This window comes from Tsuneonella flava (genome assembly GCF_002870965.1).
In the GTDB taxonomy this organism is placed as follows: Bacteria; Pseudomonadota; Alphaproteobacteria; order Sphingomonadales; family Sphingomonadaceae; genus Tsuneonella; species Tsuneonella flava.
Map to the genome: position 1 here is coordinate 311,327 of NZ_PHSO01000006.1, position 13,692 is coordinate 325,018.

Consider the following 13,692-nt stretch of genomic DNA (forward strand, 5'->3'; position numbering starts at 1 on the left):
GAACGCCTTGTGCTGCTTTAGGGGAATTCGCGACACCTCGGACACGGCCCCTTTCCAACCAAAAATGCGATCTGCAGTCTTTACTTCCGCCATACCGAAGGGTGCAGGCTTGCGGACCCGTCAATTGTTTTGCTCGAATGTCGGCTTTCTTACACCTAGTCTCCTGAACCTGACAGTCCGCCCCCGACCCAAACTCTGCCATGCAATCAAACCAAAGCGAAAGTTTGCCTACCACACCCTCAGAAACCAAACGGGAGCTACCCACCCACCTCAAACGCCCCCCTTGCCCCGCACGGCTGAACATGAAACACCGCGCACTCTTGCAAACCTCCAGGTGAAGGAGTCGCTTAATGATCCGTTTCAATTCCACCAAAGTTGCCGGTGCAATCGTTCTGGCTGGCGCGCTGGCGCTGGGGGCTTGTGGCAAGTCCGAAAAGCCGACTTACGAAGCCGACGCTGTCGATCAGAGCGGGGGCCAGTTGCAGGTCACTGACGAATCGAGCGATGCCGTGCCGGTTACCGTTCCCGAAACCGCGATGACCCCGGCCCCGGCAGACACCGCCAGCGCGGCACCGGCTGAGTAAGCCGCCGCACGGCGGGCCCGTGCCCGGCGGCGAATGCGCGCCTTTCTGAATTGGGTGCCATCGAATCGGCGCGCCATCGATATGCAAACGATGGCGCGCTAACATAGCGGATTTTCGTGGATCCGGCGCGCAGCGTACCGACGGTATGCGAGCCCGGAAGCGCGGAAATCCGCCATTTGCAAACCGGCGGCTGTTCCGGCTCAGCCACCATAACGCAGGCCCATAACAGGGCGCACACCGGGATGTGCGCGCCGGGCAGACCTCACCGGCCACCCCCTCACTCGCCAGCCTCACTCGCCAGCCTCACCGGACGCACGGCAAATGCACGCGGGGGAGCGAACGGCTCTGCCATCTTGCCCCGGCACCCTGCCTCCATTTTCCTACATTCGGGAAAACTGCTTCATCCTTTCGGATGAAACACTATCCCCACCCCTCGCCCTCTGCCTCCCGGCCGACCGGGCCGCGTCCGCCGCGCCGCATTCCGGCGTTTCACCCCGTCCCCGTCGGCAACCGCGCCGATGGGTGGACGCCTGCGCGGCAGGCCGCATTTATCGGTATGCTGGCGCAGACCCGATCGGTGCTGGCCGCGGCGCAATCGGTGCGGATGGGGCGAGAGAGTGCCTATCGCCTGCGGCGGCGCGGAGGGGCAGCGGGGTTTATCGCCGCATGGGACGCCGCGCTGGGAAAGTCACACGCGCCGGTGAATCTGGCCAGCGCAAAGTCCACAGGTCTGTCCGCTCGCTATCGGGCGGAGGCGGGGCTGGCGCAGGTAGTAATGAGCGCTGGCCGCTATATGGCAACCCGTTGGAAACCCGATCATAATGCGCTGCTCCAACTGCTGGCGCAGCTTGATCGGGCGGTGTTGGCGACAGAGCGCGAACGGTGAAAGTCACAGCTTTCAAAACTGCATTGAGCGTCACGCGCGAATGTGGCCTTTCCCCCGCGCACAGCAGCGGTTCGTTAACCCGACGCAGCTATACCGGTGGGCATGTTCAACCGTTATCAGAACGTGTTCCGCAGCCGCTGGCGCGCTCTGCTATGGGCGGGCGGAGTTCTGTTGACCGCCTATTGCTCGGTCCCCTCGCGCGACGATACCGCGCAACAGCACCCCGCGGTGCAGGCGGCGCACGAGCACTACAACCCCTGGGCAGTGGACAAACCGGCGCAGCACTAAGCTGCGCCGTCCGGGGCACCCGGCAAAACCCCTCAGATCGTCCAGCTATCCGGGTTGGGCATCGGCTCGTGCTTCTGAGCGGCCAGCATTGCCAGCACCGACCGCACGACCACCAGCACCGCCACTGCCAGCAGAACCACGAACCCGATCAGCACGAGCATCAGCACGCCGCCGATAATCGAACCGATAAAGCCGATCCAGAAGGTGCGAATCTGATAGGCATAATGCGATGCCTCCCACGGGGCGGCCGCATCCTTGCGCCAGACATAGGCCAGTACGACACCGACCAACCCGCTGATCCCGGTGACGAAAGAAGCGAGATAACACAGACTGATGATGGTCGAATGGTTGAGATCGAACCCGCCGCCCGCCGGTGCGGGGGTGCCGTTGGTACCTGTATCGTTCATGCAAATTCCCCTTGGTCGCGTTGCCGCCTGTCATGCGCCCTGCCCCCGATCATACGGCATCGCATACAAGGGGCAACGGGGTTTGCAGCTACAATCCGCCACCGGCCGCCACCGGATCGGATTACAGGCACCGATTAGCGGCAGCATGATGCAGCGGGTTCCCACGCGGCAGGGCAATCGTTAGGCTCAGGGCCCAATACTGGCATCGTCGAGGTTTGAAGCAAAATGGCCCAGCGCAAGGAGAAAGGACGCAGGAATATGTCAATATTTCAAGACCTTTCGACGCAGCGATGGGCCATTTTGGTCAAATCCCCCAACCTGACCTCATAGGGGGACGTCCAAATGGCTTCCATCTCAGGCCAGACTGCCCTTGGAAAGGCAGATAGCCTTCCCGGCAGGCAGTCTGGCCCGATATGTTCGCCATTTGGACGCCTCAACGTTGCCAGTATTGGGTCCTGAGCCTAAGGGCGGGCAACCGATAAGGAGCAGACCAGCAAGATGAGCGCTTCCACCGACAAGACCATGCTCGCCAAGGCGGAAGTGCTGATCGAGGCACTGCCCTATCTCCAGCGCTATGCCGGGCGCACTTTCGTGGTGAAATACGGTGGCCACGCGATGGGCGATCCCGAAGCCGCGCGCGATTTCGCGGAAGACGTGGTGCTGCTGAAGGCAGTGGGCATCAACCCGGTGGTGGTCCACGGCGGCGGCCCGCAGATCGGTGCCATGCTCAAGAAGCTGGGTGTCGAAAGCACTTTCGTCGATGGCCTGCGGGTAACCGACAAGGCAACGGCGGAAGTGGCCGAGATGGTCCTGTCCGGCGCGATCAACAAGGAACTGGTCGGCTGGATCGCACAGGCCGGGGGCAAGGCGCTGGGCATTTCGGGCAAGGATGGCGGCATGGTCACCGCCACCAAAGTGAACCGCACTACGAAAGACCCGGAAAGCAATATCGAACAGGCGGTCGATCTGGGGTTCGTGGGCGAACCGTCCTGCGTCGACACGACATTGCTCGACACAGCGATTGGCGCAGGGATGATCCCGGTCGTCGCCCCCATCGGCGCGGGCGAAGATGGGCATACCTACAATATCAACGCCGATACGATGGCCGGGGCTATCGCCGCGGCACTGAGCGCGGCGCGGCTGTTCCTGCTGACCGATGTCGCGGGCGTGCTGGACAAAGGCGGCAACCTGCTGACCGATCTGACCCCGGCCGACATCGCCACGCTGAAAAGCGACGGCACGATCAGCGGCGGGATGATCCCCAAGCTGGAAACCTGCACCCATGCGGTGGAGGCAGGGTGCGAAGCCGCCGTCGTGCTCGACGGGCGCGTGCCCCACGCGATGCTGCTGGAGTTCTTCACTGCGCGCGGCGCAGGCACCTTGATCCGCGCGGGCGAGTGATTAGTTCGCGTATTACACAGTTGATACACCCTGCGGCGCTCCGCTACACCTGAGCGGACGGCATTTAAGAGGTAACGATGGACGCCCTTCTCCAGATCCTTTCCATGCTCATCTCCACGGTGAACATGCTGATCATCATCTGGTTCATTATCGGATTGCTGTTCGCATTCAACGTGATCGGCCGCGATAACCAGTTCTTCGTGCAAGTGTACGATGCCATTTCGCGCCTGTTCGAACCGGTACTGGCCCCGATTCGCCGCATCCTGCCCGATACCGGCTCGATCGATTTCTCGCCGATGGTGTTGCTGATGCTGCTCTATGCAGCGGACATCCTGATCCGCTCGGCAGCGGGGTACTGATCGTGAGCGCACAGATCATCGACGGCAAGGCATTCGCCGCAGGCTTGCGCGAACGCGTGGGCGCGCTGGCTGCCGAGTTCGCGGCAAAGGCCGGGCGCAAGGCGGGCCTCGCCGTGGTGCTGGTGGGCGAAGATCCGGCCAGCCAGGTCTATGTCCGTTCGAAGGGCAAGGCGACCGTGGCCGCCCATATGGAAAGCTTCGAACACCGCCTGCCCGCCGATGCCTCTCAGGAACAGTTGCTGGCTCTGGTGGCAAAACTGAATGCCGACCCGGCGGTCGATGGCATTCTGGTGCAGTTGCCCCTGCCCGCTCAGATGGACGAACAGGCAGTGATCGCCGCTATCGACCCGGACAAGGATGTCGATGGCTTCCACGTCATCAACGCCGGGCGGCTGGCGGTGGGCGACCGCGGCTTCGTGCCGTGCACGCCGCTGGGTTGCATGATGCTGCTGACCGATCGGCTGGGCGATCTGTCCGGGCTGGAAGCAGTGGTAATCGGCCGGTCGAACATCGTCGGCAAGCCAATGGCGCAACTGCTGCTCGATGCGAATGCCACAGTCACTATCGCGCACAGTCGCACCAAAGATCTGCCCGCTGTAGTCAGGCGCGCCGATATCGTAGTGGCGGCAGTGGGCCGGGCCGAAATGGTCAGGGCCGAATGGCTGAAAGACGGCGCGACGGTGATCGACGTGGGCATCAACCGCTTGCCGCCCGAACCGGGCAGCGACAAGGGCAAGCTGGTGGGCGATGTCGCCTTTGGCGAAGCGTCGGCGGTTGCCGGGGCCATCACGCCCGTGCCCGGCGGAGTCGGCCCGATGACGATTGCCGTGCTGCTCCGCAACGCGCTGGTCGCCGCTTACCGCCACGAAGGGCTGGACTTGCCCGAAGGCGCGATTTGATGCGCGCGCGGGTTGCCATCGCTGCTGCGCTGACGCTGGCGATTGCCGGATGCGCCGGTGGGCCGAACGGTCCGCGCAAGCTGAAACCGGTGGCGAACCCGAGTGCTGTCGTCGCGACCGAACTCGCCTTCGCACGCGCGGCGCGAGAAGATGGGCAGTGGAAGGCGTTCCGTAAATATGCGGACAAAAGCGCGATCCTGCTGCTCGAATCCGGGCCAGTGAACGCGCGCAGCTGGCTGGTCGGGAAAGCCGATCCGGCACAACCAGTGACATGGGAACCGCTGGCCGTGTGGTCCAGTTGCGACGGATCGCTCGCGGTCAGCAAATTCGCCTTCACCGACCCCGCTGACGGAACCAGCGGCGAAGGGTACACCGTCTGGAAACGCGACCGCCCCGACCGCTATCGCTATCTGTTCGATATGGGCTACGCCGCGCCCCGCGCCGAAGCGCCGGAAATGATCCGCGCCGATGTTGCCGAATGCAAGGCTGCACCCGCCGCCCCGGCAAGCGGCGCCGTGGGCCAGTCGGACGATGGCTCGCTTGCGTGGAGCTACAGCTTCGAAAACGGTATGCGAAGCCTGCGGGTGTGGACCTCTGGCAAGGCAGGCCCTAAGCTGGCGATCAATCAATCGGTCCCCGCCGGGGATCGTTCAAACAGAACGGGCAACTGACGCCGTAATGCTCGAACTCTTCCTCTCTGCTTTCGTCACGCTGTTCGTCGTGATCGACCCGCCGGGCTGCGCGCCGATCTATGCCGGGCTGACCAAAGGCGCCACCGCCGCGCAAACCCGCAACATGGCGATCCGTGCCTGCGTGATCGCCATGGCTATCCTGCTGGTCTTCGCGCTGTTCGGCAAGGCGTTGCTGGGCGCACTGCATATCGAACTCGATGCGTTCCGTATCGCGGGCGGGATCATGCTGTTCGTGATCGCGCTCGACATGGTGTTCGAAAAACGCACGCAGCGGCGCGAAGATCGGGTGGAAATGGTCAACGCCACGCCGGAGATAGAGGACGTGTCGGTGTTCCCGATGGCCATGCCGATGCTGGCGGGTCCGGGTGCCATTGCCAGCGTCATGCTGTTGACCAGCAAGGCACCGGGCCTGCAAGGTACGGCGGTTGTGCTGGCCGCACTGGCAGCGATCATGGCGATTACGCTTGTCGCGCTGCTCGCTGCGGGGCCGATGATGCGCGCATTCGGATCGAATGTGGAAGCGGTGATTACCCGCCTGCTCGGCGTATTGCTGGCGGCATTGGCGGCGCAATACGTGATCGACGGATTGCGCGCCGCCTTCGGCATCTGACGCGCGCTACTGCAACGTCACCCGCTCTTCGTCGGGGTCGCTCCGGGCAAAGAACTGCATGAGCTGAATCAGCAGTTCGCATCGCGCACCCAGCGTGGGCGATTCCAGCAGCGCCTGTTTCGCGGCGCTGTCGAACGGGGCGATTTGACTGACCCCGTCGATCAGCGAACGATCGTCGAGGCTTGAGACCGAATCCCAGTCCACCGAATACCCCTGCAGATCGGCGAAGCGACGCGCTTCCTGTTCGAACCCGGCGCGCTCGACACTGGAGAGCGCAGCAAATTCATCGTCCTCGATCAGTTCGGCCTCGACCTGGCGGAACGGCGTGTCGACATCCAGCTCGCGCATCACGCGGAACCGCGATTCGCCCTGAAGCACGATATTGAAGCGCCCGTCGTCCATCGCTTCGACTTCGTCGATCTTGCCGATACAGCCGACCGCATACAGCGGCGCATCGGGTTCGGCGGTATGCGGCTGGATCATCGCAATCCGCCGGTCGCGCGCCAGCGCATCGCTGACCATCGCGCGATAGCGCGGCTCGAACACGTGCAGCGGCAGATGCAGGCCGGGGAACAGAATCGCCCCCGGCAGCGGAAAGATCGACAGGCGGGTCGCCATCGTTACCCGAACAGTATCTTGGACAAGCGGCGGCGGGTCGAAACCACCCACGGGTCTTCCAGCCCGATCGCTTCGAATATCTGGAGCAGCTTGGCCTTCGCCGCACCTTCGTTCCATTCACGGTCGGTCGCGATCATCGCCAGCAGCGTATCGGCCGCGGCATCCCTGTCGCCCGCAGCATAGGCCGCCTCGGCATAGGCCAGCCCGGCATCCATGTCGGCGGGATTGGCCGATGCCGCATCGCGCAGCGCGGCCAGTTCGCTGTCATCCACTTGCGTCCCCGCCAGATCGAGCGCCGACATCGCTGTCTTCACCGCAGGATCGTCAGCTACCTCGCCGGGCAGCGAAGCGGCGAACTGGCGCGCCTCTTCCACTTTGCCCGCGGCCACCAGTGCGCGGATCAGCCCGCCGCTGGCAGCGGCATTGTCGGGCACCATCTCCACCACTTGCATGAAAATGCCCGCCGCACGCTCCGCATCGCCTTCGGCCAGCACCTGTTCCGCCATCGTCACGAACTGCGATACATCGGGCGCTTGCTGCCCATCGGCGGCACCATCCTGCCCTGCCCCGGCTTCCACCGGCAATTGCGACAGAAGCTGATCGAGCATTTGTTTGAGCTGCGATTCGCTGCGCGCATTGGTCAGATCGGCAACCGGCTGCCCCTGGAACATGGCATAGACCGTGGGGATCGAGCGGACCTGAAACTGCGCGGCAATGAACTGTTCCTCGTCCACATTGACTTTGGCCAGCAGCACGCCCTTGTCGGCATATTCGCCGCACACTTTTTCCAGAACCGGGGTCAGCGCCTTGCACGGGCCGCACCATTCGGCCCAGAAATCGAGCACCACCAGCTTGCTCATCGATGGTTCGACCACCTGAGTGCGGAAGCGATCGACTGCCTTCTGTTCGTCGAGGTTGAGCCCCATGCTGGCCACGTTCAGTCCCCTAATCCGTTTGTCACTTGAATATATACGAATACCCAATGTGGGCGTTTGCGCTGCAATGTGAAGGGGAATTCGGCGGGAAGACAGGGGGTATGCAAATTGGCGAAAATTTCCCCTTGCAGGCCCGCGAACCCGCTGCTAATCGCCCGCCTCCCCGATCGGAGACGTCAGTTTCCGATCACGCCAAGTGAGCGGGCGTAGCTCAGGGGTAGAGCACAACCTTGCCAAGGTTGGGGTCGGGCGTTCGAATCGCCTCGCCCGCTCCATTTTCTTACAGACATCGTCGGCATAATTGTCTCCCGTTATTCATCGGGGCGATTGGCCTATGCCGGAAGCGCTGCCCCTTTCGTCATTGCGAGGAGCGTTCAGGCGACGTGGCAATCCATCGACCGCATATCGCCCCCTCGCAACCGATGCGATGGGAGAAGCGTCGGGTGATAGTGTGTCACACGAAGGCACGAAGGCACGGAGGGGGTTTGGTGCGGGAGTAGAGGCGGCAGTGACGATGGTTGGCTAATATGATCGCGTGTATCCCCTCCCCTCGTCATTGCGAGGAACGGCAAGGGGAAAGCCCGGCGGCGCAATAGCTGGCAATTCTTCCACCCCCCATTCTCCCCATGACCTGCGGTGAAAACCCGCCTAAAGGCCCCGCTATGGACGCGATTGTCGAAGTGGAAGACTGGCCCGACGCCGATTGGGAGGCGCTGGTGGTGCGCGTGGCGCAGGCGGCTGCTCAGGTCGAACCGGCGCTGGCCAATCCGCGGCTGCAGGTCAGCGTGCTGTTCACCAGCGATGCCGAGGTCCACACGCTGAACCGCGAATGGCGTGAGCGGGACAGGCCGACCAACGTGCTCAGCTTCCCGATGCTGGAGCGCGAGGATCTTGTTCATCTCGACCCCGACGGGCCGCCTGAACTGCTGGGCGATATCGCGCTGGCGCACGAAACATGCGCGCGCGAAGCGGAGGAAAAGGGCGTGTCGCTGGCCGATCATGCCGCGCATCTGGTGGTGCACGGCCTGCTCCATCTGGCGGGCCACGACCATGTCGACAGCGATGCCCAGGCCGAAGCAATGGAGGCGCTGGAGACAAAGGCGCTTGCCTTTATCGGCCTTGGCAACCCATATGACGAAGCTGACCAGTAAGAGGGCCACGACGAAGGACCATGTCCGATACCGATTCCCAACCGGGAGACGCGGAAAGTAGCCGCGGGCTGTGGCCCGCGATCCGCAAACTATTCGATCACGACGAAGGCGAACGTTCGCTGCGCGAACAGCTCGAAGAAGCGATCGACGAACACGATGCCGCGCATGTCGGTGAAGCCGATGCGCCGTCGGCCACGGGCGACCTGTCGCTGGTGGAACGGCAGATGCTGCGTAACCTGCTGCATTTTTCGGAACACGATGCCGACGATGTGGCGGTGCCGCGCGGCGAAATCATCGCCATCGATGCCGCCAGTTCGTGGGACGAAGTGGTCGATGCGTTTTCCGAAAACGGCCATTCGCGCCTGCCGGTCTATCGCGATTCGCTCGATACCGTGATCGGCATGATCCATATCAAGGACGTGTTCCCCTATCTGGCGGAAAAGCGCACTCCCCCGGCGGACTGGACGGTGTTGCTGCGCCAGCCACTGTTCGTGCCGCAAACCCGCAACGCGCTGGATGTGCTGGCCGACATGCGCCAGCAACGCACCCATCTGGCGGTCGTGCTCGATGAATATTCGGGCACCGACGGGATTATCACGATCGAAGATCTGGTCGAAGAAATCGTCGGCGAAATCGAGGACGAGCACGACGACGAGCCCGAAGAGATGATGATCGCCCTGCCCGACGGGCAGTGGGATTGCGATGCCCGTGCCGAGCTGGAAGACATCGCAGAAACCATCGATCCGCGTCTGGCCGAAGTGGAAGAATCGGTCGACACTCTGGGCGGGCTGACATTCGTGCTGGCCGAACAGGTGCCGCCGGTGGGCACTGTCGTCGCCCATCCCAGCGGGTGGCAGATCGAAGTGACCGATGGCGATGAAACCCACGTCAAACGGCTGCGGCTGCATCCGCCCGCCGGTGGAGAAGACCCGGAAAGTTAACGGAAACCGGCGGTCCACAGGTTAACTTGTGCAACTGCGAACAAGCATCTCGACAACCGCCCGCTTTCGCATCATCATCCCGCTATGTCCCGCCGTCTTCCCCCTTTGCGCGCCCTGGAGGCTTTTCTGCGTGTCGTCCGCCTCGGATCGGCGCGCGCTGCGGCGGCGGAACTCAGCCTCAGCCCCTCGGCTCTGTCGCGCCGCATCGGCACGCTGGAAGAATTCGTCGGCAAGAAACTGTTCACCCGCGCGCATCAGGCGATGCAGCTGACCGACGATGGCCGTTCGTTCTTCGAAGCGGTCGCGCCGCATATCGAAGCGCTGGCGGCGGCGGTCGAAAATCAGTCGGATAATCTGGGCGTCATGCGGCTGAAGCTGGGCGTGCTGCCGCTGTTCGGCGGGCAGCGGCTGTTCCCGCGCCTGTCCGAACTGCGTAAACGCCATCCCCGGCTGCATATCGATATCGATACCGGCCCGCATTTGCTCGACCGCGTGGGCGATACGCTGGATGCCGCCATCGTTCTGCTGAGAGACCCGGACCCGGCGTTGCATGCGGTGCGGCTCGATCACAACCGCGTCTATGCCATCGCATCGGAAGAAATCGCCGCCGAAGTCGGCAATGTGCCCGACAAGGCGACACTGGCGCGGCAGACTTTCCTGATTCACAACGAACTGCCCGACAGTTTCACCGCATGGCGCGAAGCCATCGGGCTGAAAGATTTCGAACCGGCCGCCATCGATCATTACGATTCGGGCCAGTTGCTGCTGGAAGCGGCGGCGCAGGGGCTGGGCATCGCCATCATGCACGACGATCACTTCAAGCGATCGGGCGACCGGCGGCTGGCGCGGCTGTTCGATATCGATGTCGAAAGCCCCTATTCCTACTGGTTCGTATGCCGCCCGCGCGATCTGGAACAGCGGCAGGTGCGGCTGTTCCACGACTGGCTGGTGAAAGCCGGGCTGTAACGCGGCAGTTCGCCAACCGGCTTGCTGGCCAGTTGCGGAACAGGCGCCCTTTCCAACAGTTATCCCCTTGATGGATATCGCAAAAGAACAGCAGGCCTTTCGCAAGGCGCGCCCTTCCTTCCTCGGCCGCGGAATCGAGCGGCTGACCAACCCATTTGGCAAGGCGCTGTCGGCAATGGTGCCCGATGCACTGGTCGATGCCGTGATCAAGGGGATCGATGCGGCAACAACCGCCCCTGCCCTCACCCGCTTCCGCCACGATCCCGCCGATCTGGAGGCCAGCCGCGAAGCAGCCCGCCGGGTCGAGCGGCTGGCGAAGAACGTCAACGGCGCCACCGGCGCGGCGGCGGGGTTCGGCGGGGCGATTTTCGCCGGGGTCGATGTGCCCACCTCGATCGCCATCGCGCTCCGCAATATCCGCGATACCGGCCGCGCCTATGGCTACGATGGGAAGGGGCCGGAAGAAAAGCTGTTCCGCCTGAGAATTCTCGAACTCGCCGCTATCGACGATCCCAAACTGCGCGCCGAACGCATCGCTGCGCTGGAAGCGGCGATTGCACCCGACGGATCGCTGCTGCCGGTTTCCGCCGATGCCAGCAGCGCAATGGTCGATGCCACGGTCGAACGGCTTTCGCGCGCGATCGCCTTCGCTTCGTTCCGCAAGCGGATGGGGATGCTGGTGCCGGTGGCCGGATCGGCGGTTGGGCTGATGGTCAACCGGTCATTTCAGGCCGATGTGGCCAAAACCGCCCGCTTTGCCTTTCAGGAAAGGCGGCTGAGGGGCGCTGCCGTGTGATTGCGAGGCTGTGTCCGACGATATCTAGTGGTTATCTGTAAAAAAGGGCGACCTTGGCAGGCCGCCCTTTTCTTTTTCGTTACTTTTCTGCCTCTTACGAGACATATATAGTGGTGAATTACGAGACAACCGCTTTGACGATCTTGCCCGGTTCACGCGGCGGTTCGCCCTTGGGCAGCGCGTCGATGTGTTCCATCCCGCTTTCGACCTGGCCCCACACGGTGTACTGCCGGTCGAGGAAGCGGGCATCGTCGAAACATATGAAAAACTGGCTGTTTGCGCTGTTCGGATCTTGCGTGCGCGCCATCGAACACGTGCCGCGAACGTGCGGTTCGGCGTTGAATTCCTGCGCCAGATCGGGCTTGTCGCTGCCGCTCATCCCTGTGCCGGTCGGATCACCGCCCTGCGCCATGAATCCGGGGATCACGCGGTGGAAAACCACCCCGTCATAAAATCCTTCACCGGCAAGTTCTGCAATACGTTCAACGTGGTTAGGCGCCAGATCGGGGCGCAGCTTGATAACGACATCGCCGCTCTCTCCGTTTCCGGTATCGAGCGTGAAAGTCAGCTTTTCGGCGGCCATCGGGGTCTCCTGTTCAATGGTTCGCCGCCGATATAGGTTGCCAGACGACAATGTCACCCGCTGCTTGCGTTTCGCGAGCGCCCGCCTAGAGCAGTCGGGATGGCGAGCGACGATCTGATCGACGAAGAGCTGCGGCGGGATTCGCCGGAGGAAGGCGGCAAGCCGGACGACCGCGTCGACGACGAACGCCACGACGAAGAAAACCGGCTGAAGCCCGAATTCGTCCGCCGCGTCGTCGATGCACTGGAAGATGGCGACAAGTCAGAGGTTTACGACCTCGTCGAACCGCTCCACCCGGCCGACGTGGCCGACTTGTTCGAGCTGGTCGGGCGCGAAGATCGCTCGGCTCTGGCAGAGGCCGTGTCGGACCTGCTGTCGAGCGAAGTGATCTCCGAACTGAACGATTATGTCCGCGAGGATATGATCGACGCACTGCCCGCCTATGCAGTTGCGGAAATTGCCGAACAGCTCGAAACCGATGACGCGGTTCAGCTGATCGAAGATCTCGATCCGCGCGATCAGGCCGCCGTTCTGGCAGAGATGGAGCCGGAAGACCGCGCCGCTATCGAAAGCGCGCTGTCATACCCCGAAGAAACCGCCGGTCGTTTGATGCAGCGCGAATTTGTCGCGGTGCCAGAACACATTACCGTTGGCGACCTGATCGATTTCCTGCGCGACGAAGCCAGCGACCCCGATGCTTTGCCGACCGATTTCTTCGAAATATTCGTGGTCGATCCCGCGCACCGCCCGGTCGGCACCTGCCAGCTGAGCTGGATCCTGCGAACCCCGCGCCACATCGGGCTGACCGATGTAATGAAGCGCGACCAGACTCTGATCCCGGTGACTGCGGACCAGGAAGAAGTCGCGCTTATGTTCCAGAAATACGGGCTGATTTCCGCCGCCGTGGTGGACGAAGCCGGGCGACTGGTCGGACAGATGACAGTGGACGACGTGGTCCACATCATCTCCGAAGAAGCGGGCGAAGACGCGCTGCTGCTGTCCGGTGCAGGCGATGGCGACATTAACGAACCGATCCTGCTGACAGTCCGCGCACGGTTGAGCTGGCTGGTCATCAATCTCGGCACGGCGATGCTGGCGGCATCGGTTGTCAGTTATTTTCAAGACGCTATCGCGAAATTCGCATTGCTGGCGGTGCTGATGCCGATCGTATCGGGAATGGGCGGCAATGCCGGCACTCAAACATTGGCGGTGACAGTGCGCGCGCTTGCCACCAACCAGTTGACCAGTGCCAACACCTGGCGCGCCATTGGCCGCGAACTCACCATTGCCAGTGCCAATGGTGTGGCGCTGGCGATCCTGATCGGCGGAGGCACTGCGCTGGTATTCGATAATCCGCTGCTAGGTGCCGTGATTGGAACGGCCATGATTATCAACAACCTGACCGCCGGAATGGCCGGGATCGCGGTGCCCGTTACGCTCGAACGACTGCGGATCGATCCGGCTGTGTCGTCCGCTGTATTTGTGACCACGGCGACAGACGTGATGGGCTTCTTCTCGTTCCTTGGGCTGGCGGTGCTGACGGGACTGGCCTGACGTTGCAAGCGGGCGGGCAGGC

General features: G+C 62.8%; 17 protein-coding genes and 1 tRNA gene. 14 read left to right on the forward strand and 4 right to left on the reverse strand.

Going from position 1 to position 13,692, the window contains the following annotated elements:
- Positions 1 to 350: 350 nt before the first annotated feature.
- From CV013_RS11285 to CV013_RS11295, 3 genes are all read left to right on the forward strand, one after another.
- The gene (locus CV013_RS11285) at positions 351 to 584 is read left to right on the forward strand and encodes a hypothetical protein (protein ID WP_223805208.1); all 234 of its coding nucleotides are present in this window, start codon (positions 351 to 353) and stop codon (positions 582 to 584) included.
- Between the two features lie 412 nt (positions 585 to 996).
- Complete coding sequence (locus CV013_RS11290; RefSeq protein ID WP_102155698.1) at positions 997 to 1,470, forward strand: hypothetical protein; 474 nt, start codon at positions 997 to 999, stop codon at positions 1,468 to 1,470.
- A gap of 102 nt (positions 1,471 to 1,572) precedes the next feature.
- A complete protein-coding gene (locus tag CV013_RS11295) occupies positions 1,573 to 1,758 on the forward strand; it encodes a hypothetical protein (protein ID WP_102155699.1) in 186 nt (61 codons plus the stop codon).
- A gap of 32 nt (positions 1,759 to 1,790) precedes the next feature.
- On the opposite strand, the gene CV013_RS11300 is transcribed toward CV013_RS11295, so the two are convergent.
- Positions 1,791 to 2,165 (reverse strand): DUF4870 family protein, encoded by a 375-nt coding sequence (locus tag CV013_RS11300; protein ID WP_102155701.1) that lies wholly within the window; start codon positions 2,163 to 2,165, stop codon positions 1,791 to 1,793.
- A gap of 498 nt (positions 2,166 to 2,663) precedes the next feature.
- On the opposite strand from CV013_RS11300, the gene argB reads away from it, so the two are divergent.
- From argB to CV013_RS11330, 5 genes are all read left to right on the forward strand, one after another.
- Entirely contained in the window at positions 2,664 to 3,566 is a 903-nt protein-coding gene (gene argB, locus CV013_RS11310) for an acetylglutamate kinase (RefSeq protein ID WP_102155702.1), read from the forward strand.
- 77 nt (positions 3,567 to 3,643) lie between these two features.
- The gene (locus CV013_RS11315; protein ID WP_102155704.1) at positions 3,644 to 3,925 is read left to right on the forward strand and encodes a YggT family protein; all 282 of its coding nucleotides are present in this window, start codon (positions 3,644 to 3,646) and stop codon (positions 3,923 to 3,925) included.
- A gap of 2 nt (positions 3,926 to 3,927) precedes the next feature.
- Positions 3,928 to 4,824: a bifunctional methylenetetrahydrofolate dehydrogenase/methenyltetrahydrofolate cyclohydrolase FolD gene (gene folD / locus CV013_RS11320; RefSeq protein WP_102155705.1), complete on the forward strand. Its 897-nt coding sequence runs from the start codon at positions 3,928 to 3,930 to the stop codon at positions 4,822 to 4,824.
- The gene (locus CV013_RS11325; protein ID WP_102155707.1) at positions 4,824 to 5,495 is read left to right on the forward strand and encodes a hypothetical protein; all 672 of its coding nucleotides are present in this window, start codon (positions 4,824 to 4,826) and stop codon (positions 5,493 to 5,495) included. The genes folD and CV013_RS11325 overlap by 1 nt, the downstream gene beginning before the upstream one ends.
- A gap of 7 nt (positions 5,496 to 5,502) precedes the next feature.
- Complete coding sequence (locus tag CV013_RS11330) at positions 5,503 to 6,126, forward strand: MarC family protein (protein ID WP_102155709.1); 624 nt, start codon at positions 5,503 to 5,505, stop codon at positions 6,124 to 6,126.
- 6 nt (positions 6,127 to 6,132) lie between these two features.
- On the opposite strand, the gene CV013_RS11335 is transcribed toward CV013_RS11330, so the two are convergent.
- Entirely contained in the window at positions 6,133 to 6,744 is a 612-nt protein-coding gene (locus tag CV013_RS11335) for an LON peptidase substrate-binding domain-containing protein (RefSeq protein ID WP_102155711.1), read from the reverse strand.
- A 2-nt stretch (positions 6,745 to 6,746) separates the two neighbouring features.
- Entirely contained in the window at positions 6,747 to 7,670 is a 924-nt protein-coding gene (locus CV013_RS11340; RefSeq protein WP_102155713.1) for a tetratricopeptide repeat protein, read from the reverse strand.
- Between the two features lie 209 nt (positions 7,671 to 7,879).
- On the opposite strand from CV013_RS11340, the gene CV013_RS11345 reads away from it, so the two are divergent.
- The 5 genes from CV013_RS11345 (at position 7,880) to CV013_RS11365 (ending at position 11,533) form a co-directional block, all read left to right on the forward strand.
- A tRNA-Gly gene (locus tag CV013_RS11345) sits at positions 7,880 to 7,954 on the forward strand.
- A gap of 387 nt (positions 7,955 to 8,341) precedes the next feature.
- Positions 8,342 to 8,830, forward strand: coding sequence for an rRNA maturation RNase YbeY (gene ybeY / locus CV013_RS11350; protein WP_102155715.1), 489 nt, complete (start codon positions 8,342 to 8,344; stop codon positions 8,828 to 8,830).
- Between the two features lie 20 nt (positions 8,831 to 8,850).
- Entirely contained in the window at positions 8,851 to 9,771 is a 921-nt protein-coding gene (locus CV013_RS11355) for a hemolysin family protein (RefSeq protein WP_102155716.1), read from the forward strand.
- Positions 9,772 to 9,855: 84 nt separating this feature from the next.
- Complete coding sequence (locus tag CV013_RS11360; protein ID WP_102155717.1) at positions 9,856 to 10,737, forward strand: LysR substrate-binding domain-containing protein; 882 nt, start codon at positions 9,856 to 9,858, stop codon at positions 10,735 to 10,737.
- 70 nt (positions 10,738 to 10,807) lie between these two features.
- Positions 10,808 to 11,533, forward strand: coding sequence for an EcsC family protein (locus tag CV013_RS11365; RefSeq protein WP_102155719.1), 726 nt, complete (start codon positions 10,808 to 10,810; stop codon positions 11,531 to 11,533).
- 118 nt (positions 11,534 to 11,651) lie between these two features.
- On the opposite strand, the gene CV013_RS11370 is transcribed toward CV013_RS11365, so the two are convergent.
- The gene (locus CV013_RS11370; RefSeq protein WP_102155720.1) at positions 11,652 to 12,116 is read right to left on the reverse strand and encodes a peptidylprolyl isomerase; all 465 of its coding nucleotides are present in this window, start codon (positions 12,114 to 12,116) and stop codon (positions 11,652 to 11,654) included.
- Positions 12,117 to 12,215: 99 nt separating this feature from the next.
- Between CV013_RS11370 and mgtE the strand changes: the two genes are divergently transcribed.
- Positions 12,216 to 13,670, forward strand: coding sequence for a magnesium transporter (gene mgtE / locus CV013_RS11375; RefSeq protein WP_102155722.1), 1,455 nt, complete (start codon positions 12,216 to 12,218; stop codon positions 13,668 to 13,670).
- Positions 13,671 to 13,692: the final 22 nt, after the last annotated feature.